Source organism: Ruegeria sp. CDSC045 (assembly GCF_059610725.1).
This window is the reverse complement of record NZ_JBXWOE010000001.1, coordinates 696,367-722,117: the sequence shown is the minus strand read 5'-3', so window position 1 is coordinate 722,117 and position 25,751 is coordinate 696,367. Positions and strand designations below refer to the sequence as shown.

At 57.3% G+C, this 25,751-nt stretch carries 26 protein-coding genes; 14 read left to right on the top strand and 12 right to left on the bottom strand.

Features of this window, described 5'->3' with window-relative positions; genetic code table 11:
- Positions 1 to 50: 50 nt before the first annotated feature.
- Entirely contained in the window at positions 51 to 1,298 is a 1,248-nt protein-coding gene (gene tyrS, locus AC2FH6_RS03595; RefSeq protein WP_281971972.1) for a tyrosine--tRNA ligase, read from the bottom strand.
- Positions 1,299 to 1,481: 183 nt separating this feature from the next.
- On the opposite strand from tyrS, the gene AC2FH6_RS03590 reads away from it, so the two are divergent.
- Entirely contained in the window at positions 1,482 to 2,606 is a 1,125-nt protein-coding gene (locus tag AC2FH6_RS03590) for an anhydro-N-acetylmuramic acid kinase (protein ID WP_496701215.1), read from the top strand.
- On the opposite strand, the gene AC2FH6_RS03585 is transcribed toward AC2FH6_RS03590, so the two are convergent.
- Positions 2,572 to 3,462 (bottom strand): fatty acid desaturase, encoded by an 891-nt coding sequence (locus AC2FH6_RS03585; protein ID WP_496701213.1) that lies wholly within the window; start codon positions 3,460 to 3,462, stop codon positions 2,572 to 2,574. The two genes, AC2FH6_RS03590 and AC2FH6_RS03585, sit on opposite strands and share 35 nt — an antisense overlap.
- Before the next feature lie 3 nt (positions 3,463 to 3,465).
- Positions 3,466 to 3,885, bottom strand: a complete 420-nt coding sequence (locus AC2FH6_RS03580; protein WP_281971975.1) for a cupin domain-containing protein — start codon at positions 3,883 to 3,885, stop codon at positions 3,466 to 3,468.
- Positions 3,886 to 3,970: 85 nt separating this feature from the next.
- On the opposite strand from AC2FH6_RS03580, the gene AC2FH6_RS03575 reads away from it, so the two are divergent.
- The 6 genes from AC2FH6_RS03575 (at position 3,971) to AC2FH6_RS03550 (ending at position 9,569) form a co-directional block, all read left to right on the top strand.
- Positions 3,971 to 5,389: a protein adenylyltransferase SelO gene (locus AC2FH6_RS03575; RefSeq protein WP_496701515.1), complete on the top strand. Its 1,419-nt coding sequence runs from the start codon at positions 3,971 to 3,973 to the stop codon at positions 5,387 to 5,389.
- A gap of 127 nt (positions 5,390 to 5,516) precedes the next feature.
- Positions 5,517 to 6,221, top strand: coding sequence for an endonuclease/exonuclease/phosphatase family protein (locus AC2FH6_RS03570; protein ID WP_142635102.1), 705 nt, complete (start codon positions 5,517 to 5,519; stop codon positions 6,219 to 6,221).
- A 73-nt stretch (positions 6,222 to 6,294) separates the two neighbouring features.
- Complete coding sequence (locus AC2FH6_RS03565; RefSeq protein WP_142633379.1) at positions 6,295 to 6,708, top strand: Fur family transcriptional regulator; 414 nt, start codon at positions 6,295 to 6,297, stop codon at positions 6,706 to 6,708.
- A 136-nt stretch (positions 6,709 to 6,844) separates the two neighbouring features.
- Positions 6,845 to 7,726: a DMT family transporter gene (locus tag AC2FH6_RS03560; protein ID WP_496701210.1), complete on the top strand. Its 882-nt coding sequence runs from the start codon at positions 6,845 to 6,847 to the stop codon at positions 7,724 to 7,726.
- 124 nt (positions 7,727 to 7,850) lie between these two features.
- Complete coding sequence (gene eno, locus AC2FH6_RS03555) at positions 7,851 to 9,128, top strand: phosphopyruvate hydratase (RefSeq protein ID WP_496701208.1); 1,278 nt, start codon at positions 7,851 to 7,853, stop codon at positions 9,126 to 9,128.
- Positions 9,129 to 9,401: 273 nt separating this feature from the next.
- Positions 9,402 to 9,569 (top strand): hypothetical protein, encoded by a 168-nt coding sequence (locus AC2FH6_RS03550; RefSeq protein WP_185956604.1) that lies wholly within the window; start codon positions 9,402 to 9,404, stop codon positions 9,567 to 9,569.
- 52 nt (positions 9,570 to 9,621) lie between these two features.
- On the opposite strand, the gene AC2FH6_RS03545 is transcribed toward AC2FH6_RS03550, so the two are convergent.
- The 3 genes from AC2FH6_RS03545 to mazG form a co-directional block, all read right to left on the bottom strand.
- Positions 9,622 to 10,071, bottom strand: a complete 450-nt coding sequence (locus AC2FH6_RS03545; RefSeq protein ID WP_142633385.1) for a GNAT family N-acetyltransferase — start codon at positions 10,069 to 10,071, stop codon at positions 9,622 to 9,624.
- Entirely contained in the window at positions 10,068 to 11,009 is a 942-nt protein-coding gene (locus tag AC2FH6_RS03540) for a nucleoside hydrolase (protein ID WP_281971977.1), read from the bottom strand. Before AC2FH6_RS03540 ends, AC2FH6_RS03545 begins: the two co-directional genes overlap by 4 nt.
- Positions 11,010 to 11,072: 63 nt before the next feature.
- Entirely contained in the window at positions 11,073 to 11,930 is an 858-nt protein-coding gene (gene mazG, locus AC2FH6_RS03535) for a nucleoside triphosphate pyrophosphohydrolase (protein WP_142635104.1), read from the bottom strand.
- Between the two features lie 66 nt (positions 11,931 to 11,996).
- Between mazG and AC2FH6_RS03530 the strand changes: the two genes are divergently transcribed.
- The 4 genes from AC2FH6_RS03530 (at position 11,997) to AC2FH6_RS03515 (ending at position 15,623) form a co-directional block, all read left to right on the top strand.
- The gene (locus AC2FH6_RS03530) at positions 11,997 to 13,160 is read left to right on the top strand and encodes a M20 aminoacylase family protein (RefSeq protein WP_142633389.1); all 1,164 of its coding nucleotides are present in this window, start codon (positions 11,997 to 11,999) and stop codon (positions 13,158 to 13,160) included.
- Positions 13,161 to 13,172: 12 nt separating this feature from the next.
- Entirely contained in the window at positions 13,173 to 14,138 is a 966-nt protein-coding gene (speB, locus tag AC2FH6_RS03525) for an agmatinase (RefSeq protein ID WP_142633391.1), read from the top strand.
- 63 nt (positions 14,139 to 14,201) lie between these two features.
- Positions 14,202 to 15,149, top strand: coding sequence for an agmatinase (gene speB, locus AC2FH6_RS03520; RefSeq protein WP_496688319.1), 948 nt, complete (start codon positions 14,202 to 14,204; stop codon positions 15,147 to 15,149).
- Between the two features lie 69 nt (positions 15,150 to 15,218).
- On the top strand, positions 15,219 to 15,623 hold the full coding sequence (locus tag AC2FH6_RS03515; protein WP_496695686.1) for a DUF1499 domain-containing protein: 405 nt from the start codon (positions 15,219 to 15,221) through the stop codon (positions 15,621 to 15,623).
- On the opposite strand, the gene AC2FH6_RS03510 is transcribed toward AC2FH6_RS03515, so the two are convergent.
- A complete protein-coding gene (locus AC2FH6_RS03510) occupies positions 15,564 to 15,851 on the bottom strand; it encodes a hypothetical protein (protein WP_142633397.1) in 288 nt (95 codons plus the stop codon). The two genes, AC2FH6_RS03515 and AC2FH6_RS03510, sit on opposite strands and share 60 nt — an antisense overlap.
- Before the next feature lie 63 nt (positions 15,852 to 15,914).
- Between AC2FH6_RS03510 and prfA the strand changes: the two genes are divergently transcribed.
- From prfA to AC2FH6_RS03495, 3 genes are all read left to right on the top strand, one after another.
- The gene (gene prfA / locus AC2FH6_RS03505) at positions 15,915 to 16,970 is read left to right on the top strand and encodes a peptide chain release factor 1 (RefSeq protein WP_496695682.1); all 1,056 of its coding nucleotides are present in this window, start codon (positions 15,915 to 15,917) and stop codon (positions 16,968 to 16,970) included.
- Positions 16,967 to 17,812 carry a peptide chain release factor N(5)-glutamine methyltransferase gene (gene prmC / locus AC2FH6_RS03500; protein ID WP_496701203.1) on the top strand — a complete coding sequence of 282 codons (846 nt, stop codon included), beginning with the start codon at positions 16,967 to 16,969 and terminating at the stop codon, positions 17,810 to 17,812. The genes prfA and prmC overlap by 4 nt, the downstream gene beginning before the upstream one ends.
- A 237-nt stretch (positions 17,813 to 18,049) precedes the next feature.
- A complete protein-coding gene (locus AC2FH6_RS03495) occupies positions 18,050 to 18,625 on the top strand; it encodes a DUF4167 domain-containing protein (RefSeq protein ID WP_496691122.1) in 576 nt (191 codons plus the stop codon).
- Positions 18,626 to 19,237: 612 nt separating this feature from the next.
- Here the strand turns inward: AC2FH6_RS03495 and rsmA are convergent.
- The 5 genes from rsmA to lptG form a co-directional block, all read right to left on the bottom strand.
- Complete coding sequence (gene rsmA, locus AC2FH6_RS03490) at positions 19,238 to 20,086, bottom strand: 16S rRNA (adenine(1518)-N(6)/adenine(1519)-N(6))-dimethyltransferase RsmA (protein ID WP_496700486.1); 849 nt, start codon at positions 20,084 to 20,086, stop codon at positions 19,238 to 19,240.
- Between the two features lie 84 nt (positions 20,087 to 20,170).
- Positions 20,171 to 21,133 carry a 4-hydroxythreonine-4-phosphate dehydrogenase PdxA gene (pdxA, locus tag AC2FH6_RS03485; RefSeq protein ID WP_496701201.1) on the bottom strand — a complete coding sequence of 321 codons (963 nt, stop codon included), beginning with the start codon at positions 21,131 to 21,133 and terminating at the stop codon, positions 20,171 to 20,173.
- Entirely contained in the window at positions 21,130 to 22,383 is a 1,254-nt protein-coding gene (locus tag AC2FH6_RS03480) for a peptidylprolyl isomerase (protein ID WP_281971985.1), read from the bottom strand. The genes pdxA and AC2FH6_RS03480 overlap by 4 nt, the downstream gene beginning before the upstream one ends.
- A complete protein-coding gene (locus tag AC2FH6_RS03475) occupies positions 22,374 to 24,536 on the bottom strand; it encodes an LPS-assembly protein LptD (RefSeq protein WP_496701199.1) in 2,163 nt (720 codons plus the stop codon). The genes AC2FH6_RS03480 and AC2FH6_RS03475 overlap by 10 nt, the downstream gene beginning before the upstream one ends.
- Complete coding sequence (lptG, locus tag AC2FH6_RS03470; RefSeq protein WP_142633419.1) at positions 24,536 to 25,636, bottom strand: LPS export ABC transporter permease LptG; 1,101 nt, start codon at positions 25,634 to 25,636, stop codon at positions 24,536 to 24,538. Before lptG ends, AC2FH6_RS03475 begins: the two co-directional genes overlap by 1 nt.
- Positions 25,637 to 25,751: the final 115 nt, after the last annotated feature.

The window sequence follows — 25,751 nt, the reverse complement described above, 5'->3', positions numbered from 1 at the left end:
ACAGAAACGGCCACCCAATTAGGTGGCCGTTTTTCTTTGAGAGGTCTTAGTTATCCCAACTGAACCAGCGCGTGCCTCTTCTTGCCCGCACTCAGTTTGATGGGCGAGGACAAGGCGCCTGCGTCGATCATCAGACCCGCGTCTGTTAATGAAGCGTCGTCCAGTTTGGCGCCGTTTTCTGCAATCAGGCGCTTGGCCTCTTTGCCAGATTTCGCCAGGCCAGACTGTACGATCAGTTGCACGATGGATATCGGCAAGTCTGCTTCGCCGACCGTTAGGGTCGGCAGATCGTCCCCGACGCCACCTTTTTCGAACACTTCGCGAGCGGTGGCCTCGGCATTTGCCGCAGCCTCGGTCCCGTGCAGCAAGGAGGTGACCTCGTTTGCCAGGCGAATCTTGGCCTCGTTGATCTCGGACCCCTGCAATGCGCCAAGGCGGTCACACTCATCCACAGGCAGTTCGGTGTACAGCTTAAGGAACCGCCCAACATCCGCGTCGGTGGTGTTGCGCCAGAACTGCCAGAACTCATAGGGTGAGCGCATCTCGGCATTCAGCCAGACTGCACCGTCTTGCGATTTGCCCATCTTCTTGCCATCGCTGGTGGTCAGCAAGGGTGAGGTCAGGCCATAAATCTCGTTATCCAACACGCGACGGGTCAGGTCGATACCGTTGACGATATTGCCCCACTGATCGCTACCGCCAAGCTGTAGGACACAGCCATAGCGACGGTTCAGTTCAAGGAAGTCATAGGCCTGCAGGATCATGTAATTGAATTCGAGGAAGGACAGCGATTGCTCGCGGTCCAGCCGGGATTTCACCGATTCAAAGGCCAACATCCGGTTGACCGAGAAATGCCGGCCGATGTCGCGCAGGAAGTCGAGGTAATTTAGGTCGTCCAGCCACTCTTCGTTGTTCAGCATCAGTGCTGCGTTTTCTGCGCCGCTATCATAGTCGATATAGGCGGCAAACACCTTTCTGATGCCTGCGATATTGGCGTTGATCTGGTCCGGGCCCAGCAGGGGACGCTCATCTGACCGGAAGGACGGATCGCCCACCTTCGTGGTGCCGCCGCCCATCAGGGTGATCGGCTTATGACCTGTTTTCTGGAACCAGCGAAGCATCATGATCTGGATCAGGCTGCCCACATGTAGGGACTTTGCTGTTGCATCAAACCCGATATACGCCGACTGACACCCGCTGATCAGCGCCTCGTCAAGGCCCTGATAATCGGTGCAGTCAGCCAGAAAGCCGCGCTCGATCATCGTGGCGATGAAATCCGATTTGGGGTGGTAGGTCATATCGTGCCCTTTGGGTTAATGTTGCGGGGCAGTGTATAGGCGGTGGGGATGACAAGGAAAAGGCACCTTATCCAAGAAAAACACGCGGCTTATGTGATCTGGCTTGCCTTGGGTTTGCGTTAACGTGCAGGTTGTGGGCAACGCGACGACAGAACGGGCGCGAACAGGCGAAAGAGGGCTGGCGTGGGTCGGGCAATTAGCAAATCAGGCGTATTGACTGCATTGGGTGCAATGTCGGGGACCTCGCTGGATGGCGTGGACGCGGCGGTGATCAAAACGGACGGTTACAGAATTCTTGGCTTTGGGCCCACCGGATACCGCGCCTATTCAGATGCGGAGCGGAAAACGCTTCGTGCTGCATTGGGGCAGTGGCATGGCCATGATGTGGATACCGCGGCGGAATTGGTCACGCTTGCCCATGCCGAAATACTGGCCGACTTCGATGAGATTGACCTGATCGGATTTCACGGTCAGACCCTAGCGCATGAACCAAGCGGGCGCGGTACGTTGCAGGTGGGTGACGGCGATTGCCTGACGCAGGCCTTGGGTGTCCCCGTCGTTTGGGATTTCCGCAGCGATGATGTGGCGATGGGGGGCGAGGGCGCTCCGCTTGCGCCCTTTTACCACTTTGCCTGTGCCAAGTGGATTGAGGCCAACCAACCGCTTTGTTTTCTGAACCTGGGCGGGGTCGGGAACCTGACCTATGTAGATCCCAGGTTTGATGGCCCTGAAATACCAGGTGCGCTCTTGGCTTTTGACACCGGTCCGGCCAACGCACCGGTTGATGATCTGATGCAGGAACGTCTGGGTTTGCCCATGGATCGCGACGGCGCGATTGCGCGCGGCGGCAGGGTCGAGGCCGGAGCACTTGAGTTGTTTCTTGCAGAGCCCTTCTTTAACAGGATGCCGCCAAAATCACTGGACCGGAACGACTTTGCCGAGATGATCCGCCTGGTGCAGGAACTCTCTGACGCTGATGCGGTTGCCACCCTGACCGGCATGTGCGCCGCCGGAGTTGCGCAAGGGATCGAGCATTGCCCGGAACCGCCGTCGCGTGTGTTGGTGACAGGAGGGGGACGGCATAACCCGGTCCTGATGGAGATGCTGCGCGTTTCGCTGGATTGTCCGGTGGAGCCGGTCGAAGCGGTTGGTCTGGATGGGGATATGCTGGAAGCACAAGCCTTTGCCTATCTTGCTGTCCGTGTCGCGCGCGGGCTGCCGACCTCTTGTCCCGGCACCACAGGGGTCAAGGCGCTAGTCGGGGGCGGGATGGTCAGCGTTCCATCGAGCGAACGTAGTCTGACGTAAATTCTGAATACCCCTCAGAAGTCGATTTCAGATGTGCTTTGGTCCAGTCATGCAGCGTTGGCAGCTGGTGAAACGGAACGTTTGGAAAGGCGTGGTGTTCTGCGTGATAGGGCATGTTCCAGGCCAGAAATCGGACCAATCGGTTGGTGAACGTAGTGCGCGAGTTTTCAAGCATATTCGCCACCGGCGGGCAGAGGCCGTGTTCCGCAAGCAGGTACAGCCGAAGAACGGGCTGTGCCACCAAGACCGGCAACAGCCATAAGCTGACCACCAAAGGTGACACCAGCAGGCTTGCCCCTGCAAGCGCGTAAACGGCCAGCAGGACACTGGCCTCAATCCGCATGGCCTTATGTTGGCGATGCGGCAAATAGGGCGCCTCGATCCGGCCCATTGCGTTACTGATCAGAACGCTCATCATCCCAGACCAATAAGGCCAACCACTCAGATAGATCAGCAGGCTCGGCCAGCTGTCGGGCCGCGGTTTGCCCCCCAGTTCGGGGTCTTTGTCCGGGTGGTTGGTCCATTTGTGATGCGCGAGGTGAAAGTATCGAAACCAGGTAAAGGGCAGGGCGATTGGGATTGAGACCAGATGCCCGACCGCATCATTCATCCAGCCAGTCCGAAACGGCGTTTTATGGGTGCATTCATGGCTGAGGGTGAACAGAAACACCAGCAGCACGCCTTGCGGCAGGATCAGCAGCGGCCAGAGCGGGATTTGCAGTGCTATGCCTGTACTCGTTGAGCTCAGCACCAATAGATACAGCACCAAGTGCCTCAGACCCGCCGCGTCAGACCGCATCTGCAGCCGGTCTTTGGCCTCGGCCGGGAGTGATGCGATGAGGGCGCGGTGATCCATCGGTCAGCCTCGGGGGATGTCGAACCCTGGAGCGGCGAGCTCGAACCCGTCAAACTCAAACCCCGGGGACACGATGCAAGAGACCAGCGTGTAGGCCCCCGTGCTGCGCGCGGCCTGCCAGTGATCCTTGGGCACGATCAGTTGTGGTGCGCCTTGCGACAGGTCCGGGGTCAGCATGTGGTCGGTCGCCGGGCCAGTTTCGGTTGCGCTGAGCGACAGCACCAAGGGCGCCCCCGCGTGATACAGCCAGATCTCGGTCGCATCGACGCGGTGCCAATGGCTGGCCTCGCCCTGGGCCAGCAGAAAATAGATACAGGTCCCGGTGGCGCGGCCGTGGTTATCAGCGCGCCAGGTTTCACGGAACCAGCCGCCTTCGGGGTGGCGTTGCAGATTCAGATGTTGAATGATCTCTTGTGCGGTCATGGGGCCTCGGTCGTTTCAGGGCGATTATGCACGGGATTGGACGATCCGCTATGGTATTCGTCCCGATCAGGAATATGTTTGGGCAATGACCCTGATGATCCCCTTCGACAACAGTTACGCCCGTTTGCCAAACAGCTTTTATGCGCGGCAAGCGCCGGTGCCGGTTCGTGCGCCTCGCTTGATTGCTTTCAACTCCGATCTTGCGCAGATTCTGAGAATCACGCCCGGCGAGGTGCATGAAATGGCCGAGGCCTTTTCCGGCAACGCCCTGCCAGAGGGAGCAGAACCGATTGCACAGCTCTATTCAGGGCATCAGTTCGGAAATTATAACCCCCAGCTTGGGGACGGGCGCGCGGTTTTGCTGGGCGAGACAGTTGGGACGGATGGCGTTCGACGGGATATCCAGTTGAAGGGATCAGGCCCGACGCCGTTTTCCCGACAGGGTGACGGACGTGCATGGCTGGGTCCGGTGCTGCGCGAGTATGTGGTGTCCGAGGCGATGCACGCGCTTGGCATCCCGACTACAAGGGCGCTGGCCGCCGTTGAGACTGGCGAGGCCATTTTTCGAGAAGGTCCAATGCCTGGTGCGATCCTGACCCGCGTAGCACAAAGCCACCTGCGCGTAGGTAGCTTTCAGATCTTCGCCGCGCGTGGACAGTTGGACAGTCTGCGTCGACTGACAGATTATGCCATCCAGCGCCATTACCCGCAGGCCGACGGCCCGATGGGTCTTTTGCGCGCTGTTGTCGACGCACAATCGCAGTTGATTGCCGCATGGATGAGTGTGGGATTCATCCATGGGGTGATGAATACTGACAACTGCTCGATCTCAGGTGAAACCATTGATTACGGTCCTTGCGCCTTCATGGATAACTATCATCCCAATACCGTCTACAGCTCGATCGACCGCATGGGTCGCTATGCCTATTCCAACCAGCCCGAAATCGCCGTTTGGAATGCAGCGCAGCTGGCGACCGCGCTGATCCAGCAGTTCGAGGATAAAGAGGCCGCCGTTGCTGAGGCTACCGAGATCGTCCATGCGATGCCCGACCTGATACAGCAGCACTGGCTTACAAAGTTCCGTGCCAAGATCGGTCTTGTGACGCAGGAAGACGGCGATCTTGAGATGATCTCGGACTTGCTGAATTGCATGGCGCAGAACCAGGCGGATTTCACCAATACCTTCCGGGCGCTGGGCGGCGATCAGGCGCGGGATCAATTCACCGATCCGCAGGCCTTTGACCAATGGGCTAGGGGTTGGCGGTCGCGGCTGTCTCGTGAAAAAAAACCTGCTGAGGTGATTAACAAGGCCAATCCGGCCTTTATCCCGCGCAACCACCGGGTCGAACAGATGATCCAGGCGGCGGTGCAGGGGGATTTTGACCCATTCCACCGGCTGAACAATGTGCTGTCCCGGCCCTATGAGGATCAACCCGGCGCTTTGGATCTGACACGGCCACCGGCACAGGATGAGGTTGTTCAGGCGACCTTCTGCGGTACATGAGTTCCTCACACCTGTTTTCGCAGTCAGCTACGTCGGTGTTTCGCCATGCGCTTGCTTTGGTGAAGCCGGCTTGCAATCAACGATGAGCAGCGCAATCCTGCGATCTCAAACGGACTTTCAGGAACCCATGTCTCAGACCGCAATCCTGCGCATCGCCAGCTATAATATTCAGAAATGTGTCGGACTGGATCTGCGTCGACAGCCCCAGAGGATTCTTCAGGTCATCGAAAGCCTGCAGGCCGATATTGTCGTCTTGCAAGAGGCCGACAAACGATTGCCTCCGCGCCCTGCGGCCCTGCCGCATTTCATGCTGGATGAAGCGGGATGGCAGATCGTTGATTTGGGTGGGGCTGGCAGCTTGGGGTGGCATGGGAATGCAGTGATCTGGCGGGGTGATGCGATCCGTGTCCGGCAGACCGGGCATCACGAATTGCCGGGGCTGGAACCGCGTGGAGCTGTCAGGGTCGAGTTTGACACACCAATCGGTCCGCTTCGGGTGATGGGCATGCATCTGGGGCTCTTGCCCGCCTCACGCCGTCAGCAAATCACCCACCTCAGACGGTGCGATGCGAATCTTGAGGATTTGCCAACTGTCTGGGCGGGGGATTTCAATGAATGGTCCCGACAGCCGGTTCTGGATCACCTGGCCCCGGATATGCACTTTCTTCCACCATTCCCTAGCTTTCCAGCGGCACAGCCGCTGGGCGCGCTGGATCGGATCGCGCTCGGCGCGGGGCTTGAGGCTGTTTTGCATGGCGTGCATTCGGTGCGACCCGCGCACATCGCCTCGGATCACTTGCCAATCTGGGCCGATCTACGGCTTGTAGCTTAGCCGGTAAATCCCCTGTAGCGCCGATCACGCATACGGTTTAATACAGAGAACCGAATATATGCCGAGGGTTCCTATGTCCGACACGATCATCGCCCGTTGCGAAGCCAAAGGCCTGCGTATGACAGGACAGCGCCGCACGATTGCACAGGTGCTGCAACAAAGCGATGATCATCCCGATGTCGAAGAGCTCTATTCGCGCGCCTCGCAGGTTGATTCTGGTATTTCCATTGCCACCGTCTATCGGACCGTCAAACTGTTCGAAGAGGCCGGGATTCTGGAACGTCTGGAGTTCGGCGACGGGCGTGCCCGGTACGAGGATGCCGAACGGGATCACCATGATCACCTGATCGACATGCAGTCGGGCGAGGTCATCGAATTTGTCGACCCCGAGATCGAAGCGCTGCAGGAAAAGATCGCCGCCAAGCTGGGCTATAAGCTGAAAGGCCACCGGCTAGAGCTGTACGGCGTGCCGCTGGATCACGACTGACCCATCACAAAAAACGAACGGCCAGCGCACGGGATTTCATATTTCCCAGGCGGATAAGGCTTGCCTGACAGCCCGGCTTCGGTTTTTGGTTGGATAGGGTCGGTTGAATGTGCCGCACTACTCTACGGACAAAACTATGAACAACGTGAACGGCATTTTGCTGGTCGTCGGCGCAATGGCGGCTTTTGCTCTTGAGGATATGTTCATCAAGCACCTGTCGGTCACCGTGCCGACGGGGCAGATCATGGTCATTCTGGGCCTTGCCTGTGGTTTGGTTTTCGCAGCGATGGCCCTGTTCACCCGCAAACGCATCTTTGATGCCGCCGCGTGGCAGAGCTTGCCCCTGATCCGCGCGCTCTGCGAAGGGCTGGGGGCCGTGGCGTTTGTGACCGCGCTGTCTCTGGTCGATTTGTCGACGGTTGCGGCGGTGTTTCAGGCCATGCCCTTGGTCGTGACCATGGGGGCCGCGCTGTTTCTAGGTGAGCAGGTTGGCTGGCGACGGTGGAGCGCCATCGGCGTCGGCTTCATCGGTGTCCTTATGATCATCCGTCCCGGGCTGGACGGGTTCCAGCCGGAAACCCTGTTCGTGGTGGCCAGCGTTGTGGCCATTGCCGCCCGCGATCTGATCACACGCAGACTGGACGCACGCGTGGCCTCAGCCGTGGTGGCGATGCAGGCTTACGGAGCGGTGACGCTTGCTGGTCTGGTGCTGATCTCAATGGCTGGCCAGCCGGTCGTTGCCATGAGCCAGTCGGAATTCGGGCCGTTCCTGGGCGCGATTGGATTTGGTGTTCTGGGGTATTACGGGATTGTCAGTGCAATGCGGATTGGCGATGCCTCGGCCCTGACCCCGTTCCGATACACCCGGCTGGTGTTTTCTATCGCGGCCGGAATGCTGATGTTCGGGGAACGCCCGGATATGATGACGGTTGCCGGTGCATCGCTGATCCTGGGGTCGGGGCTCTATACCTTCCTGCGCGAACGACGCCTGGCGCGGTCACTGGCTCTTGCGGCCTGACGGATCGTCGCAGGTTTGCGCAAACAGGCTCTCAGATTAGTGTTAGCGATAACATGAGTGGTTTACTTTTTGCCCTATACTGATATGAGGCTGGCAACTGATTGCAGCCACAGGGACGGGCCTCATGAGCACCATCATCGACATCCATGCACGCGAAATTCTGGACAGCCGGGGCAACCCGACCGTCGAAGTGGACGTGATCCTGGAAGACGGCACCATGGGCCGTGCCGCCGTCCCGTCGGGTGCCTCGACCGGCGCCTATGAGGCGGTCGAAAAGCGTGATGGTGACAAATCGCGCTATATGGGCAAGGGCGTGCTCGAAGCGGTTGCCGCCGTAAATGGTGAGATCGCCGAAGAACTGGTTGGGTTCGACGCGACCGAGCAGGTGGCGATCGACCAGACTATGATCGAACTGGACGGCACCGAGAACAAAGGCCGTCTGGGCGCAAACGCCATCCTGGGCGTTTCGCTGGCAACGGCCAAGGCGGCAGCGGATTTCACCACACAGCCGCTGTTTCGTTATGTCGGCGGCACCTCGGCCCGTATCCTGCCCGTGCCGATGATGAATATCATCAACGGTGGCGAACATGCCGACAACCCGATCGACATTCAGGAATTTATGATCATGCCGACCTCGGCCGCGAATATCCGCGACGCGGTGCGCATGGGGTCCGAGGTGTTCCATACTCTGAAGAAAGAGCTGTCGTCGGCAGGTCTTGCCACAGGTGTCGGCGACGAGGGCGGCTTTGCCCCCAACATCGCCAGCACGCGCGAGGCACTGGATTTCATTCTGAAATCCATCGAAAAGGCGGGCTACAAGCCGGGTGAGGAAATCCATCTGGCTTTGGATTGCGCCGCGACCGAGTATTACAAAGACGGCAAATACGTCCTGTCCGGTGAGGGCAAGAGCCTGACCTCGGAAGAAAATGCCGACTATCTGGCCGCTCTGGTCAAAGACTATCCGATCATCTCAATCGAAGACGGTATGTCTGAGGATGACTGGGACGGCTGGAAAGCCCTGACGGACGCCATCGGCGACAAGGTGCAACTGGTGGGCGACGATCTGTTCGTCACCAACCCCACGCGACTGGCGGAAGGGATTGAACGCGGCTGTGCCAACTCGATGCTGGTCAAGGTGAACCAGATCGGATCGCTGACCGAGACGCTGCGCGCCGTCGATATGGCCCATCGCGCACGCTATACCAATGTGATGTCGCACCGCTCGGGCGAGACCGAAGATGCCACGATTGCCGATCTGGCAGTGGCCACGAATTGCGGTCAGATCAAAACCGGATCACTGGCGCGGTCAGATCGGTTAGCCAAGTATAATCAACTGATCCGTATCGAAGAATCTCTGGGTGAGATTGCCGAATACGCAGGGGCCTCAATCCTCAAGCGCTGAAACCTGTAAGCCTGAATTTTGATTGCCTGGCCTGTGGAAATGGGCCGGGCTTTATTGTGTTGGATTGCAGGTTTTGCCCATGTCTAAATCTCAAATCGGCACTTTAGCATGATTGGGTCAGAAGAAACTTGGGAGGTTATGAATAGTATTATCTAGATATATTAATGACTTATATACGGGTTCTGCGCTGGCGATCCTTATGTGTGAACTTTTTCCTTTTTGTTCTGTAGTGCGCATTCGTATCATATTGAAATAACAGATAAGGGGAACACTATGAATGGTTCGAAACTTCTTCTGGTAGCGTCTGCACTCAGCACTGTATTTCTGGTTGCTTGCTCAGAGCCTGGAACATATCCGATCACCGGTACGGCAGTGTCCCCTGACGATCCGGTGGCAAACCTTGAAGCTCCGGTTTACATCCGTCGCGGTGAGGCCCGGTAGGGCCTGTCAATCTTTCGCGGGTGGCCTTGTTGTTCAGCCACACAGAAATGGATCAAAGGGTTTTGCTCATCAGCATATAGCGGTCACGAGGCTTGAAACCTGTGCGTAGATACAGTTTCTGTGCCGTCTCGTTTGTACGATCGACTTCAAGATGCAAGGCTGTGAGCCCCGCGCTCGCCAACGCCTTGGGCAAATCCAGCAAGACTTCAGACGCAATTCCGCGCCCTCGCACGGCAGGACGAATATAGATCTCATCCACGAATCCATCCATGCCGCCGAATTCAACAGACCACCCAAAGGTCAGGATGACATAGCCCAAGGGTGCGCGACCGGGCCCAATCAGGTAGATGCACCCAAAAGGTATTCCCTCGAGAAGAGGGGCAAGCGCATTGCGCGTCTGATCGGCATCCTGGGTAATGCCTTCTTCGGCGTGAAAGGCGGCGACCAGACCAACCAGACGTTCCAGATCCTCGGGGCGGGCAAGGCGAAGTGCGGCGCTCATAGTCGGGCCAGCCGATCCGTGAGCAGATCAAAAAACCCGCCAGCGTCAATTTCTCCGATAAACAGGGCGTTGGGTTTTCTGTCGGTAACACCCCACCAATCGGCAACTGTCATGCCCAAGGTCAGCTTTGATTGGGTCTCTACCTCGACATTCACCAGCCGCCCGGTAAACAGTTCGGGTTTGATAAGATAGGCTGTCACGCAAGGGTCGTGTAGCGGAGCACCTTCCGAGCCGTATTTGTTCTTGTCGAACCTTTCAAAGAAATCGGTCATCTCGGCCACCGCGACACCGGCCTTGTTTCCAATTCTACGGAAGGCATCGTTGCGCGTCTTGGTCACCAGAGCTTTATGCGTGACATCAAGCGACATCACCACAATGGGACGTCCAGATTTGAACACAATATCAGCGGCTTCTGGATCGACGTAAATGTTAAATTCGGCGGTTGGGGTGATGTTTCCAACTTCGAAATATGCCCCTCCCATCAAAACGATCTCTTGAACCCGGTCCACGATGTCAGGCGCTTTGCGGAACGCTGTGGCGATGTTGGTCAATGGCCCAAGGGGACAGAGCGTAACGGAGCCTGGTTCATGCGCGCGCAACGTGTCGATGATGAAATCGACGGCATGTCCTTCGGACAGCGGCATCTGCGGATCCGGCAGAACCGGCCCATCCAAGCCAGTTTTGCCATGCACATGCTCTGCTGTGATCAGGGGGCGCTCTAACGGGCGGTCGCATCCGGCATAGACGGGGGTCTGGGTATGGCCAGCCAGTTCGCAGACAATACGCGCGTTTTTGGCTGTCAGCTCTAAGGGTACGTTGCCAGCGACTGCGGTAATGCCCAAAACCTCAATTTCGTCGGGGCTGGCAAGCGCCAGCAGAATGGCGACGGCATCGTCCTGTCCCGGATCGGTGTCTATTATGATTTTGCGAGCGGGCATGATCGTCTCCGGAGGTCGTGAAGGTGGGACACTCGCAAGTGTCCGAGAGCTTGTCTAGCGGTTTTACGTTCCGGCCTCGGCCTTTGCCGGCGGGAGTTTGCCATTGGCCCGATGTTCCTCGATCTTTACCTCGTCCCAAAGCGCGTCCATCTCTTCCAGCGTGCTTTCTGTTGGGGTTTTTCCCCGTGCAGCCAGGCGCGACTCGACCTGCTCGAACCGGCGGGTGAACTTGGCGTTGGTCCGACGCAGGGCGGTCTCGGGCTCGACCCCAAGATGGCGGCCCAGATTGACCATAACGAATAGCAGATCGCCGAACTCATCCTCTAACGCATCCGCATCCATGCGGTCGCGTGCCTCTTCCAGCTCGGCAGCCTCTTCGGTTATCTTGGCCAGCACATGGCTGGCATCGGGCCAGTCGAATCCAACACGGGCGGCACGTTTCTGCAATTTGAGAGCACGCAGCAGGGCGGGCAGGTTGGCGGCGACACCGTCCAACGCGCCTTGTTGTTCTTTACCAGCACGCTCGGCTGCTTTGATGGCTTCCCAGTCCAGTGTTTGCTGCTCTGCCGATTTGTCGCGGGATTCGTCGCCAAAGACATGCGGGTGCCGGGCGACCATCTTGTCCGACATGGTGCGCACCACGTCCTGAAAGGTGAAATGCCCGGCTTCTTCGGCCATTTGTGCATGAAAGACAGACTGGAACAGCAGATCCCCAAGTTCGCCCTTCAGCTCATCATAAGCCTCACGTTCGATGGCATCAGCGACCTCATAAGCCTCTTCGATTGTGTAAGGAGCGACCGTGCCGAAATCCTGCTCGATATCCCATGGGCAGCCGGTTTGAGGGTCGCGCAGTCGGCGCATGATCTCTAACAAGCGTTCGATGCCAGCATCGCTGTCATGGATCAGAGGATTTTCGGCCATTGCGAACCCTTTCGTTCCGGTGTCAGATGCATCCATTCCGCAGTCACGATCAGGAGTCCACCCCAGATGCCCGTCGTCAACCGAATTGCCGATTTCTCTGCCGATATGGCCGCATGGCGCCAGCATCTGCATACGATCCCCGAGCTTGCATTCGAATGCCACGAAACCGCGGCCTTTGTCGCTGATCGACTCCGTGAGTTCGATGTGGATGAGGTGCACCAAGGGATCGCCACCACTGGGATCGTTGCGATCATCAATGGCCAGGGTGAGGGGCCGACGATCGGTCTGCGCGCTGATATGGACGCTCTGCCTATCCCCGAGGAAACAGGGGTCGCGTACCAATCAACCAAGCCCGGAAACATGCATGCCTGCGGTCATGACGGGCACACCACGATGCTGTTGGGCGCGGCGCGCTATCTGGCGGAAACCCGAAATTTCCGTGGACGCGTGGCGCTGATCTTTCAACCGGCCGAAGAAGAGGGTGGTGGCGCGGGCGTCATGGTCGAAGAGGGGATTATGGACCGGTTCGACATTTCCCAAATCTATGCATTGCACAATGCGCCTGGAATTCCCGAAGGATCCTTTCAGACAACCCCCGGGCCGATCATGGCAGCTGTTGATACGTTCGAAGTTCACATTCAGGGCCTTGGTGGCCATGGTGCCATGCCGCATGAAACCCGGGATCCGGTGATGGCGGCCTGCGGTATCGCCCAGGCGATTCAGACCATCGTCAGTCGTAACAACTATGCTTTGGACAGTCTGGTGATCTCGGTCACGCAAATCCATACCGGCACCGTGAACAACGTGATCCCCGATACCGCCTTTATCAACGGCACTGTGCGCACTTTTGATCCGACTGTGCAGAAAATGGTGATGGAGCGGATGGAACAGATCGTACAAGGACAAGCCCAATCCTATGGTGTCGAAGCGCGGCTGGACTATGAGGTCAACTATCCTGCAACAATCAATGACGCCGACAAGACTGGTTTTGCCGCAGAAATCGCGCGTGATGTTGCCGGTGCAGATCGCGTGATGACCAATGTTGACGCGATGATGGGGGCCGAGGATTTTTCATACATGCTGCAGTCGCGCCCCGGCGCTTATCTGTTTCTGGGGCAAGGCGAGGGGGCCGGATTGCATCATCCGAAATACAACTTCAACGACGACATCGCGCCGGTTGGGGCGTCTTTCTTTGCGCGGATCGTCGAAAAGGCCCAGCCTTTGGGCTGACAGGAGAAAGACATGGCACTGGAAGATTCAAAGAATTTCGTCGACGAGGCGTTTACCAATCCTGAACTGAAAGGCGTCTCGTACGAGAATACTTTCGGGGGGGCGATGTCATTTTTGCGCCGCTTGTATACCAAGGATCTGACCGGGATTGATATCGCCGTAACCGGCGTGCCATTTGATCAGGCGGTGACGAACCGTCCCGGTACGCGTCTTGGGCCACGCGCCATCCGCGAGGCCAGCACGTTGCAATCCCCGGATGAGCCTTATGGCTGGCCGTTTGATGCGCTAAGCGAATTGGCAATCGTGGATTATGGGGACATGGCTTATGACTACGCCAATATACCTGCCTTTCCGGACACATTGACGGACCACATTCGCACAATTCTCAACGCTGACGTGGCCTCGGTGACGCTTGGTGGGGACCACTATATCAGCTTTCCGATCCTGAAGGCCTATGCCGAGAAATACGGGCCGATGTCCTTGCTGCAATTTGATGCGCATACGGATACATGGGCTGACGACGACATGTCCCGCGTGGATCATGGGACCATGTTCTACAAGGCGGTCAAATCAGGGATAGTGGACCCTAAGCGTTCCGTTCAAGTGGGTATTCGTACGACGAACGAAGATACTTTGGGGGTCAACATCATTGACGCTCGGGAGGTGTATGAGTCCGGTCCCGCCGCCGTGGCGCAAAAGATCAAAGGCATTCTTGGTGACAACCCTGTTTACCTGAGCTTCGATATCGACGGTCTGGACCCGGCCTTTGCGCCTGGCACGGGAACGCCGGTCTGGGGTGGACTGAGTTCGATTCAGGCCCAGATCATCCTGCGCGACATTGCTGGGATCAACATCAAAGGCGGGGACGTGGTCGAGGTTTCGCCGCCCTATGACACCTCAGGTGCGACAGCGATTGCAGGCGCACATGTGGCGACGCAAATCATTTGCCTGCTGGGATGGAACAAGCTGAAGCCTTAACCTTTGGTTAGCCATCTTTCCGGTATCAGGTTAGCAGCAGGGCAGGACGGAAGACATAACGGCATGACACAATTCAACCAACCAATCAGCGGTAACGATCTGGCGCGTTTTTCCGGCCCAAACACGTTTATGCGCCTGCCGCAGGCGGATACGTTGGCCGGATTGGATGTGGCCGTAATAGGCATACCGATGGACATTGGCACCTCTTGGCGGTCGGGGACACGGTTCGGACCGAAACAGATCCGCAGCGAAAGTGCGATGCTGCGGCCTTACAATATGGCCACCTTTGCGGCCCCCTTCGACAGCCTGCAAATCGCCGACATCGGCGATCTGGCAATCAACACCTTTTCGCTGTCCGACAGTCTGAGGATCATCAAGGAAAGCTATGACGCGATTCTGGCGCAGGGTGTGACACCTGTGGCGATGGGGGGTGATCATTCGATCACCTTGCCGATACTTCGGGCGATAGCCGCGAAACACGGGCCTGTGGCGCTGGTCCATGTGGATGCCCACGCGGATGTAAATGATGAGATGTTTGGCGAAAAGGAAACCCACGGCACCGTTTTCCGGCGTGCCTATGAAGAAGGGCTGATCGTGCCGGAAAAAACCTTTCAGATCGGCATCCGAGGCTCTGGCTATGCGGCATCGGACTTTACCGAGGCCAAAGGGTGGGGCTTTCGCCAATACCCCGCATGGGAGCTTTGGCAGCAGAATCTGACGGTCATGGGCGCGCAGATACGCAATGAGATCGGGGATCATCCGGTCTATATCACCTATGACATTGACAGTCTGGACCCGTCTTTCGCCCCCGGAACCGGCACGCCCGAGATCGCCGGGTTAACCACACCGCAGGCGCTGCAACTGATCCATGCCCTGGGCGGGACAAATGTGGTTGGGTGTGATCTGGTCGAGGTTTCTCCGCCGTATGATCCCTCTGGCAATACGGCGCTGACCGCTGCCAATCTGCTGTTTGAACTGCTGTGCATATTGCCAGGCGTGACGTCACGGTAGGGATCACGGCAGTCTCTTGTTTGCTATGCGGAACTGCATATGGTTCCGCAATCTAACAGAGTGGAAAAGATGAAAATGACGCTGTGGCTGATTGCGGGTCTGATTGTCCTTGTGGGGGCGTATATACGGCTTGCGCCGTCTGATCCCGCCATCTGGCACAATGCCCCCGTCGGCGACGCGAACAGGGACCTCCGTGGTGGCGTCGCGCGAGTACTTGAAACGGGGCCGGACGGGTTGGCGCAGTTGAACGAAATCGCAATGGCCTCACCACGTACAAAGGTTCTGGCCGGGTCAGTTGATGACGGGATGGTCACCTATATCACCCGTACCAAAGTGATAGGTTTTCCGGACTACACAACCGCCCAGCAGAACGGCGATACACTGCGCATCTATGGCAGGTTGCGCTTTGGACGCTCAGATTTTGGGGTAAACCGAAACCGCGTTGATGGCTGGCTCGCGCGGATGCAGCCCTGAGGACAGGCATCCTTCCTGTACCTCGCGCCACATCGGAACGTTCAGTGACATCTGACATTGTGCAGTGAAAATGCGACCGTCGACCTGCAGGCAGATCATCTCGCCCAATTCAACGCGTGACCCGGATTTGTCAGTGCAATAGCAGTCCTGTACCTTGCCGCCGGGACCGACGACATCGGCCATCACGGGCGTCGCAAAAAGCGATAGAACCAGAACTAACCGTCTCATGCGGGGCAGCTTAGCATACGGACAGCCCTTGACCATAGCCCCGGATTAAGAGACACCGCCCGGATGATCCCCGAAGAACGCCTTGAACAGATAACTCAGCGATTCCAATACCTCGAAGCAGCCATGGCGGATGGTGCTTTGGGCGGCGATATTGCTGTGCTGGCCAAGGAATATTCGGACCTCAAGCCGGTGGTCGATCAGATCATGGCATGGCGCCAGCTGGTCACTGACCTTGCCGAGGCCGAGGCGATGTTGGCCGATCCCGATATGAGGGAGCTGGCCGAAGAGGAAATCCCCAACCTGCAGGCCCAAATCCCCGGTGCCGAAAACGCCCTCCAACTGGCCTTGTTGCCTAGGGATGCCGCTGATGCGCGTCCGGCCATGTTGGAAATCCGCCCTGGAACCGGCGGTGATGAGGCTGCGCTTTTTGCGGGCGATCTGCTGCGCATGTATCAGCGGTATTCCGAAGCGCGCGGCTGGAAATTCGAGATCCTCGAAGAGCAGGCGTCGGATCTGGGCGGCATCAAAGAGGTGGTTGCCCATATTAAGGGCGACAACGTCTTTGCCCGTTTGAAATACGAATCCGGTGTTCACCGGGTGCAGCGGGTGCCAGAAACCGAAAGTGGCGGGCGCATTCATACATCGGCAGCGACCGTGGCGGTTCTGCCCGAGGCCGAGGATGTCGATATTCAGATCGACGCCAATGATATCCGTATCGACACGATGCGCAGCTCAGGTGCGGGTGGGCAGCACGTGAACACCACCGATTCGGCCGTGCGGATTACACACTTGCCCACCGGGCTTGTGGTGACCAGCTCCGAGAAATCTCAACACCGCAATCGCGAGATCGCGATGCAGGTTCTGAAGACTCGACTCTATGATCAGGAGCGTCAGCGGATTGACAGCGAACGCTCGGCAGATCGGGCGAACCAGGTCGGGTCTGGCGACCGGTCGGAACGGATCAGGACCTATAATTTTCCGCAAGGCCGCATGACGGACCACAGGATCAATCTGACGCTGTACAAGTTGGATCAGGTGATGCAGGGCGATCTGGATGAGGTAATCGACGCATTGACCGCGGATGATCAGGCGCGTCTCCTGGCCGAGATGGCGCAATGACTGGCGGCCAGACAGCGGCTCAGGCCATGGTGGCCGCTACGGCAAGATTGCGTGCGGCTGGTGTGGCTGATCCGGCGCGGGATGCGCGGGTTCTACTCGCCCACGCCGCCCGGATCGAAGCAAGTCGCGTGACACTGATTACACCCGAAGAGCTTTTACCGGATATTGCTGAGCGATACGAGCAACTGATCTCGCTTCGGGCCATTCGTGTGCCCGTTTCTCATCTGTTGGGGGAACGTGAGTTTTACGGCCGTCGGTTCAAAGTTAGCCGGGACGTGCTGGATCCACGCCCGGAAACAGAGGTTCTGATCGAGGCCGCGCTGAGCGAACCCTTTGACTATGTCCTCGATCTGGGGGTTGGATCGGGGTGTATCCTGATCACATTGCTGGCCGAACGCACCAGTGCATCGGGTATTGGTGTGGATCTGAGTGAGGCGGCCTGCCTACAGGCCAGTGCAAATGCCGTGCAACACGATGTTCAGAACCGGATCGAAATTAAGCAATCCGATTGGTTTGGAGACATTGAAGCTAAATTTGACCTGATTGTTTCAAACCCGCCCTATATTTCCCTTCCGGAAATGGACACCCTGGCACCTGAAGTGCGGGACCATGAGCCGCGGATGGCATTGACAGACGAAGGTGACGGCTTGGGGGCCTACCGCAGGATTGCTGCCGCCGCCCCGGATTTTCTATTGCCCCATGGTCGGTTACTTGTCGAAATCGGACCCGAGCAAGGGCAAAGCGTCGCATCTTTGTTCGACGCAGCAGGATTGACAGACGTACGGATCATTCCCGATCTGGATGGTCGCGACCGCGTCGTTTTCGCCAGAATGCCTTCATGACGGAACGTTCTGAGGCCGAAATGCGCCGATTGATATAAAAAAGGTACAAAAATTGGGACAAACCTCTTGTCTGCACGCTCTGGACGTGTTTACTCAGGTGTAGTCAGAGAGGTTGACGCTGTTACAGCGGGCCCCTGACGCCAAGCCCAAAAAAGCCGACATCGTGTCATAGCTAAGCCCTTGAGCAGTGCAAGACGCGAACTGATCGGCAGCGAACGACAAGGCTGACTAAAGTAGATGAGATCTTCCAAATCCCGCTCTCGGGCAAAGAATAACCGCAATCGTCCTTCTGGCGGCAACGTCGTAAACCGAGTTTTCGACAGTTCGGGCCCAGAGGGCAAAGTGCGTGGCACGCCGCAACAGATTATTGATAAATATAATCAGCTTGCACGCGATGCTCAGTTGTCTAACGACCGTGTAGCTGCCGAAAACTTTCAGCAGCACGCCGAACATTACCTGCGTTTGCTTAGCGAAGCTCAGCGTGAAATGGATGCACGCCGTGAGGAGCAAGAGCGTCAGAATCGCGAACGCCAGGCTGAACGAGATCGTGAGCGTGCCGAGCGTCAGGAACGCGAAACCGTCCGCCAGTCGGATCCCGCTGAGGCACCTCAACCTGATGTGATGGGGTTTGCCGCTGACGCAGCTGCTCCGGAATCCGGGCTTGTAGAAACGCCTGAAAGCAAAAGCCCTGAAGAGGCCGAGAAAAAAGAAAAACCGGCCCGTCGGCCTCGGGCGCGCAAGCCCAAAGCCGCACCTGCTGCGACTGAGGACGCGCCCTCCGGCAACGGTGATACGCCTGAAGCGGCAGAGTAAATCAGCCAGTAGATTTATAATAGAAAACCCCGGTACTGCGCCGGGGTTTTTTGATGTGTTGCCCCGACCTTCAAACAAAAAGTGTTTTGTTCGGATCTTTGGAGTGTCAGTCACCTTACCGTTCTGCATATGCCTTTCGGTCTTGGTGCGTTAGGTACATTCGATCTTATGTTCGCGGTCGCAGAATTGGTGTCAACAAATGCGGTATACCGAATGGTCTTTTGGACATTTTGGGGCATACCTTTTCTGGTTCCATATCTTCTCGATAACACAACAGGCAGCGTAAGATTCCACTTAAGCCTATACTCGTCAGAGCCCAGGGATTTATAGGGAACCCGTATTGGGCCCTTTTTTACGTGGCGTATGAATTGGTCATCCACAATGGCCGTTTCGGAGCCGGTATCGATTGTGAAGCGAGTCTGTTGCGCAAACCACCCATCACGGTCGCCGAGAAAGGTGCACAACAGCGTGACTTCTGAGGCATTTGAGGAGTGGGGCTGTATAAAGCATAAGATGGTTAGTGCGGAAATTCCAACAACCAGCTTCTTTTTCAGTTCCGACGCCAGTGGATTTGAGTTCACTGTTTGTCTCCGTGAGTTGACAGCAGAAATATTAGGATTGAGTGGAAGACACTTCGCGGGCCAATGCGCAGAACGCTTCTAAAGGCACTTGTTCCGCACGTTCGGTGGGTTTGATTCCGGCGGCGATCAGGCGGTCTTCGATATCCGGGGCCACGCCCTTTAGCGAGGCTCGCAGCATTTTGCGGCGCTGATTAAAAGCGGCAGCGACCACGCGGGACAGTGTGGCAGGATCAGCCGGATAGCGCGGTTGCGACAGGGCGATCAGGTGGACCACAGCGCTTGATACCTTGGGGGGCGGGGTGAACGCGCCGGGTGGCAGTGACATGGCGATGCGCGCGTCGGCCCGCCATTGGGCAAGGATGGCTAAGCGACCATAGGCTTTTCCGCCGGGTTGGGCGACGATCCGTTCAGCCACTTCGCGCTGAAACATCAGGGTCAGGCTTTGCCAGAACGGAGGCCATTGCGGCGGGGTCAGCCAGCGGACCAGCAACTCGGTGCCGACATTGTAGGGCAGGTTCGCCGCCACACGGATCGGAGAGGTCAGATGCGTAAGCGGATCAATCTCAAGCGCGTCACCGTTGATGACCTCAAGCTTGCCGGGATAGGCGGCGGCAATGTCATTCAGGGCAGCGATACAGCGGGTGTCTTTTTCAACTGCAACAACCTTGCGCGCACCTTCTGAAAGTAGCCCACGGGTCAGCCCGCCGGGGCCGGGGCCGATTTCCAGAACATCGCATTCCGCAAGATCTCCGGCCTGCCGCGCGATCTTGGCGGTCAGGTTCAGATCCAGCAAAAAGTTCTGGCCCAGCGACTTGCGAGCCGAGAGTTGATGCGAGGCGATAACCTCGCGCAGAGGAGGAAGGTTGTCGATAGTGCTCATGATCCGATCACCGTGGCGCGGTTTGATAGGAGAGTGCCAGAGAATTTTTACCTCTGGCCGGGATATTTTCAGCCTGCTGAAGGATCAAGAGCTTTGTGCCATCTGCTGGGCAAGTTTCAGCGCTTCGATCAGGCTGGTGGGGTTTGCAAGGCCTTGCCCCGCAATGTCCAGTGCAGTCCCGTGATCGGGTGAGGTTCGGATAAATGGAAGGCCTAGGGTAACGTTCACACCGCGATCGAAATCCAGCGTCTTGATCGGAATCAGAGCCTGATCGTGATACATGGCGATGGCGGCGTCATAGCGCGCGCGCGCTGCGGCGTGGAACAATGTATCCGCGGGGTGCGGGCCGGTTACGGTATACTCTTTGCGGGGCAGCTCCGCGATCAGCGGTGCAATCCAGTCCAGTTCTTCTTGTCCCATCTTGCCGCCTTCACCGGCATGCGGGTTGAGGCCCGCGACGGCTATCCGCGGGGTGGCAATACCGAACTGTGATTGTAATCCCTGAGCTGTGATTTCGATGGTTTCCCGCAAAAGCTCGGGCGTAAGCTCGCAAGGAACGCGTGAGAGCGGGATGTGGATGGTTGCTGGTACAACGCGCAGTTGGTCACTGGCCAGCATCATCACAACACGTTGGGACCCAGCCAAGGCGCCCAGAAATTCCGTATGGCCGGGGAATGAGAAACCTGCTCCGTCGATAAGTGCTTTCTTGTGGATCGGCGCGGTACATAGCGCCGATGCAGAACCGGACTGAACCAGCGCTACGCCGGTTTCAATGGCAGTGACAACTGATCTGGCGTTGGCTGGATTAGGGTGCCCAGGCCGGTTGGGGGCTGGAAAGTCCATTTGCAGTACGGGCAGGGCAGAGCCACAGATCTCGACCGCCTGAGAGGCGTCGCTGATCTGTACCGACGGTGTCTCGGGCGGCAAATGCGCGGCATCGCCAATATAGAAGAAAGGGCAGGTGGTTCTAAGGCTGGTCCAGGCTTTTGCGGCGATCTCGGGCCCAATTCCGGCCGGATCGCCGCAGCTGAGCGCGATTGGCTTCATTGTTCAACAATAGTTGCGTCGGCACGCATTTGCCCCAACAGGCTTTCTGCAAGTGTTTGCAGCCTTTGCTGGGTCAGAGCATTGGCGACATCTGCACGCGTTGTCTCTTCGCCAAGGTTGCGGGTACGTGTGCACAACATCACAAAAGCCAGTGTTTGGCCGTTGTTGCGGGTCAGCGTGGTTGAAACTTCGTTCAGGTCCAGTTTGGCCAGTTCCAACGCGATATCGCGCGGGATTTCCGACGGTTTGCTGACATTCCGCTCTAAGACTTCGGCTGGCTTGTTTTGCACGATACCGTACAGATCATCGCAAGTGTCTATTTCTTCTTTCAGCTTTTCGGCTGCGGCCAGTGTTTCCGCACTACGACCACCGGGCATGTAATAGACAGCATAGTCGATCTCGGAATAGGTGGGCGTACTCGCAGCGGTCTCACGCAAACCGCGCATCTGAAACAGTGCCACGGCATTGGGCAGCGGAATGGGCTGGGTGACGTCACCATTTTTGAGCCCGATGATGACCGGCTGCAGCGCCGGGGGCAGATCGGTCAAGTTCAACCAGTCAAGGCGCCCCCCATTGGTGCGAGTTCCGGCCGCCGAGTACTGTGTTGCGGCGGTTGAAAAGGAATCATAGCCCTCGATCAAGGCGATCTCTTCGGCCAGCAGTTGAACCTGTGGCAGGTTTTGTTGGTTCACAGGAATAATGATTTCCGAAAGAAGGACTTGCAGGCCGCCACTTCCAGATTGTCCAAGTGCGCGATTGATCTCGTCTTCCGATGGTCTCGCCTGCGACAGAAAACGCGCGCTGACGAATTCACGCCAGGAAATCTGATCCTTGATGAAATCCCGAACCGTCTCACGGTCAACACCGGCATCCGCCAGAAGCTGCAGGAATTCGTCGCTCGAAAGCTGACCGCGGGCTGCAAATTGGTCAATTCCAACCTGAACGTCTTCAGGGGCGACCACGATTCCAGCGTCGCGCATCGCCTGTTTGCGCAGGCGGTCGTCTATCAGAGCTTTGCGCACGTCTTCCTCGGTTGCGCCGGGAACACCCAGAATCGAGAGGAATTGCAGGCGCTGTTCCAGCTCATACCAGGTCACGATGTCTTGATTGACCTTTATGGCAGGCGAGAACAGGTTCTGTGCCACTGCCTTTACAGGTGCTATGGCAATCGAAACTGCAACCAGTGCCGGAGCAACCAGCCCGATATGGCTGGAACGAAAGAAACGTGAAAAACCTGTTATCAACTGCATCTTCTCTTGTACTGTTTGCCGCCACCTTCGACAGAATATCCTGTCAGAGCTACGGTAAAGCCGAATTCGGTCGAAGGCTCAATACTTGATGACGAGGTATAGCGCCTGCTGACCGACATGTTAACCTGAACACACTCGTTCCGGTACGTGATACCCAACCCATATCTGATCGGTTCAGATTCGCTCAGGTCATACCGCGCCTGAGCACGGGTTTGCCAGTTCTGATCGATGTCGTACCGCCCGCGCAACCAGATCTCGGAAATCTCATCGTCGACATTTTCTGCGGGATCGGGTTCTTGCCAGACATAGCTTCCGCTGAGGGCCGTTGTTTCCTTTTGCCATGCAGCACGCAGCTCGGCCTTGGCAAAGCTGAAATCTCCGTTCACCAAACCTCGCCCGGCCAGAGACCACCCGTTGGGCGTTTCAAGTTGACCGGCGATCAACACATCGGACGAAGTGCCCTGAAGGCCCGATGTAAGGTTAAAGTCGGGATCAGCATCCGCACGAAAGACCTGACCGATCGTGGCACGCGCTTGCCAGCCCCTGGAGCCATAACGCGCCCAATTCACCCCAACAACGCCGCTGACCCCATCTTCGCGCCTGTCCTCGGCAGGGAATCGGGACAGGGATAACAGGTTACCCTGGTCAAACTCCTGAAACGTACTTTCGTCGATAGGAACATCATTGTCGGAGACATGCGTCCACCCGATCTGCGCGATGGGTTCCAGCAACTGGGTTGCGCCCGACGCCTCGCGGCGGGTCATTGGCAGGCGCAGCGTCAGTGCGGCGCGCGGGGTCGTGCGGGTCACCTGATCGGGATAGGCGCTGTCGTGGCGGATATTGAACGTGTCGATTGACGCGCCTACTTGGGCATCTGCACGCAGCCCCCAGCCCAGTATCCAGCTGCGCAGCCATTCGGTATCGAAGGTCGCTCGGGCAACATCGCGCCCGATAACGTCCTCATTGCTCGTTCTTTCATGGGCATGGCCGATGAAAGCCATCCGCACCTCTCCTCCGACAGCTGCCGGGAAGAAGCGTTTGCGATAGTTCAGGTCGAAGATGCGAGAAGGAATCTGATCCTGATCCTCGCTATCTCGCAAGGTTTTATAGTGGTTTAGGCTGGTCCGGAAAGCGGTATCGCGCTTGATCCTTTCCAGGGCAATTTCGCTGCGCAGACGGTCAAAGTCGGGCAGGCCGTAATCAGCCAGATAGGAATCGTCGGACGTGGTTCGGATGTTGAAGGTCAGGCGATAGTCGTCCGGCAGATCAAACCAGCCGTTGGTAAAGAAATATCCGCGCGCCTCGTCCCGTTGAAGGTCATCGCGAGTATGCGCGCCTTCGATTGTGAGCCGTCCGTTCTTAAAGGCCTGACGATAGCGATAGCCCAGAGTTCTGGTCTTACCGGAAAGGTAAGGTGTCAACGTGAGGTCCTTGTGATCTCCAAGCTTGAAGAAATAGGGAACCTTTATGCCTGTGCCCAACTGCGAGGTGGTGCGGACCGATGGGACCAGAAAACCAGTCGCCCGGTCCAGCGTTGGATCGGGGAGACGCAGGTAAGGGAAATAGAAGACCGGCACATCCAGCACCCGGAATTGCGCACCTTCGAAATAGAGCTGTCGTTCCAACTGATCATGGGTCACCTTGCGGGCACGGATTTGCCAGAGCGGTGGCCGCCCATCCGTGCAGACATGGCAAGACGTCGCCGAGACTTTGCTGAACTGGGTGTATCTGCCGCCAGCACGTGTCGCCTGCACCGAGGCAATTTGCACCTGTTGGTCGAACACCATTCGGGCGCCGATCAAAAGGCCGTTGAGCAAACCCCGGTCGAGTTCTGCGGAATCCGCCAAAACTGTAGTTCGATTGCCCTGATCAATCCGGATCGGTCCTTCCAGTGTAAGCTCACCGCTTTCGCGGTCGTACAAAATCCGGCTGGCCGTCATTTTGACGTCACCCTGAAACGCTTCGACATTGCCCTCTGCGATCAGCACACGCTCTGGGGTAATGAAAATCTTGTCGGCGACAAGTAAGGCTGGTGGCTCTTGCTGGGACGCGTTCGTCGTTTGATCCTGTTCCGGCAAAGTCTGGGCCAGGACATCCAAAGGCAAAGACAATGCAACCGCACCCGAGAGCAATAGCAGAGCGAATTTGCGCATTAGCCATCCTCCGCATGCAACAGCAGGCCAAGAGAAAGAAGGATGGCCGCAAATGGCGGGGCCCAGGCTGCAACGAAGATAGGCAACTGACCGTTTTCTCCCAATATTTGCGCGAAATTACGGACGAAATAGATGGCGAAGCCCAGCAACACGGCCGTCAGCACCGCTATTCCGGTGCCGCCGAACCGGACATGCCGCATGGTAAAGGCCGCGCCAATCAAGACCATTGCGACCAGAAACAGAGGTCTTGCCAGTTGGACCTGAAACCAGACCTCGTATTGCTTGGTCGAAAAGCCCGCCTCGCGCAGGTCTCGGATCAACTGGGGCAAATCGTAGACAGACATCGAATCCTGGTTGGCCAGCCTGTCCAGAATGCGCTGACGTGTCAGGGTGGTCGGAATCTCCAGACGATCATGCTCTTTCGAGCCAGCTTCGGGATTGATGCCGTTCATAAGCGGCCAGATCTTGGCATCCTGTAAAACCCAAAAACCGTCTTCCAACTTGGCCTGTTTGGCAGAGATTTGGCGTGTCGGCTGACCAATCGCGTCGAATGTTATTATGGTGACGTCCTTCAACAGCAGGGTGTTACCGTTTGACGTTCGGCGCGCGTGGACAACCGATTGGCCCTCTTCTGTAGCTTGCCGTAACCACAAACCCTCACTGCTGATCGAAAGAGCTGAGCTGGTGCGGTTACGGTAGGAATCGGAAAGCCGTTGGAATTCTTCGGAAGTTGCGGCAGCAAACGGATTAAGCACCGCAACTGCCAAGGCTCCGATCAACAGGGCCAGAGTTACAGGTGCAAGCAGGACGCGAATTCCAGACCGCCCGATCGAGCGCGTCACCACCAATTCCGAGCTGCGCGCCAATCCGATGAACAACGCAATCGTGGACAGGATGATCAGCAGGGGCAGCATTTCACCGATGGCGGCGGGCGTATTCAATAGGGTCAGATACAAAAGCCGGCCAAATGACAGATCGACCTCATCAAAGCGCCGTACCTGTTCAATCAGATCGATCAGAATCATCAGCGTCAAAAAGATACAGCCAATGACCAGAAAGCTCTGGGTGAACCGGCGGGCAAAATATCGATCCAGGATCACCGATGCGCCCTCGGCATCACTGCGTTGCCTGCAGCGGGGGCCTTGAAGTTAAGAGAATCAGCGGTACATGCGCCAGCGCGCAACGGCCTATGCCTGCCCCGATTTGCCAATTCGC

Coding starts and splice junctions, on each gene's coding strand:
- tyrS (WP_281971972.1), bottom strand. CDS start 1,298: ATGACCTACCACCCCAAATCGGATTTCATCGCCACGATGATCGAGCGC.
- AC2FH6_RS03585 (WP_496701213.1), bottom strand. CDS start 3,462: ATGGATCACCGCGCCCTCATCGCATCACTCCCGGCCGAGGCCAAAGAC.
- AC2FH6_RS03580 (WP_281971975.1), bottom strand. CDS start 3,885: ATGACCGCACAAGAGATCATTCAACATCTGAATCTGCAACGCCACCCC.
- AC2FH6_RS03575 (WP_496701515.1), top strand. CDS start 3,971: ATGACCCTGATGATCCCCTTCGACAACAGTTACGCCCGTTTGCCAAAC.
- AC2FH6_RS03570 (WP_142635102.1), top strand. CDS start 5,517: ATGTCTCAGACCGCAATCCTGCGCATCGCCAGCTATAATATTCAGAAA.
- AC2FH6_RS03565 (WP_142633379.1), top strand. CDS start 6,295: ATGTCCGACACGATCATCGCCCGTTGCGAAGCCAAAGGCCTGCGTATG.
- AC2FH6_RS03560 (WP_496701210.1), top strand. CDS start 6,845: ATGAACAACGTGAACGGCATTTTGCTGGTCGTCGGCGCAATGGCGGCT.
- eno (WP_496701208.1), top strand. CDS start 7,851: ATGAGCACCATCATCGACATCCATGCACGCGAAATTCTGGACAGCCGG.
- AC2FH6_RS03550 (WP_185956604.1), top strand. CDS start 9,402: ATGAATGGTTCGAAACTTCTTCTGGTAGCGTCTGCACTCAGCACTGTA.
- AC2FH6_RS03545 (WP_142633385.1), bottom strand. CDS start 10,071: ATGAGCGCCGCACTTCGCCTTGCCCGCCCCGAGGATCTGGAACGTCTG.
- AC2FH6_RS03540 (WP_281971977.1), bottom strand. CDS start 11,009: ATGCCCGCTCGCAAAATCATAATAGACACCGATCCGGGACAGGACGAT.
- mazG (WP_142635104.1), bottom strand. CDS start 11,930: ATGGCCGAAAATCCTCTGATCCATGACAGCGATGCTGGCATCGAACGC.
- AC2FH6_RS03530 (WP_142633389.1), top strand. CDS start 11,997: ATGCCCGTCGTCAACCGAATTGCCGATTTCTCTGCCGATATGGCCGCA.
- speB (WP_142633391.1), top strand. CDS start 13,173: ATGGCACTGGAAGATTCAAAGAATTTCGTCGACGAGGCGTTTACCAAT.
- speB (WP_496688319.1), top strand. CDS start 14,202: ATGACACAATTCAACCAACCAATCAGCGGTAACGATCTGGCGCGTTTT.
- AC2FH6_RS03515 (WP_496695686.1), top strand. CDS start 15,219: ATGAAAATGACGCTGTGGCTGATTGCGGGTCTGATTGTCCTTGTGGGG.
- AC2FH6_RS03510 (WP_142633397.1), bottom strand. CDS start 15,851: ATGAGACGGTTAGTTCTGGTTCTATCGCTTTTTGCGACGCCCGTGATG.
- prfA (WP_496695682.1), top strand. CDS start 15,915: ATGATCCCCGAAGAACGCCTTGAACAGATAACTCAGCGATTCCAATAC.
- prmC (WP_496701203.1), top strand. CDS start 16,967: ATGACTGGCGGCCAGACAGCGGCTCAGGCCATGGTGGCCGCTACGGCA.
- AC2FH6_RS03495 (WP_496691122.1), top strand. CDS start 18,050: ATGAGATCTTCCAAATCCCGCTCTCGGGCAAAGAATAACCGCAATCGT.
- rsmA (WP_496700486.1), bottom strand. CDS start 20,086: ATGAGCACTATCGACAACCTTCCTCCTCTGCGCGAGGTTATCGCCTCG.
- pdxA (WP_496701201.1), bottom strand. CDS start 21,133: ATGAAGCCAATCGCGCTCAGCTGCGGCGATCCGGCCGGAATTGGGCCC.
- AC2FH6_RS03480 (WP_281971985.1), bottom strand. CDS start 22,383: ATGCAGTTGATAACAGGTTTTTCACGTTTCTTTCGTTCCAGCCATATC.
- AC2FH6_RS03475 (WP_496701199.1), bottom strand. CDS start 24,536: ATGCGCAAATTCGCTCTGCTATTGCTCTCGGGTGCGGTTGCATTGTCT.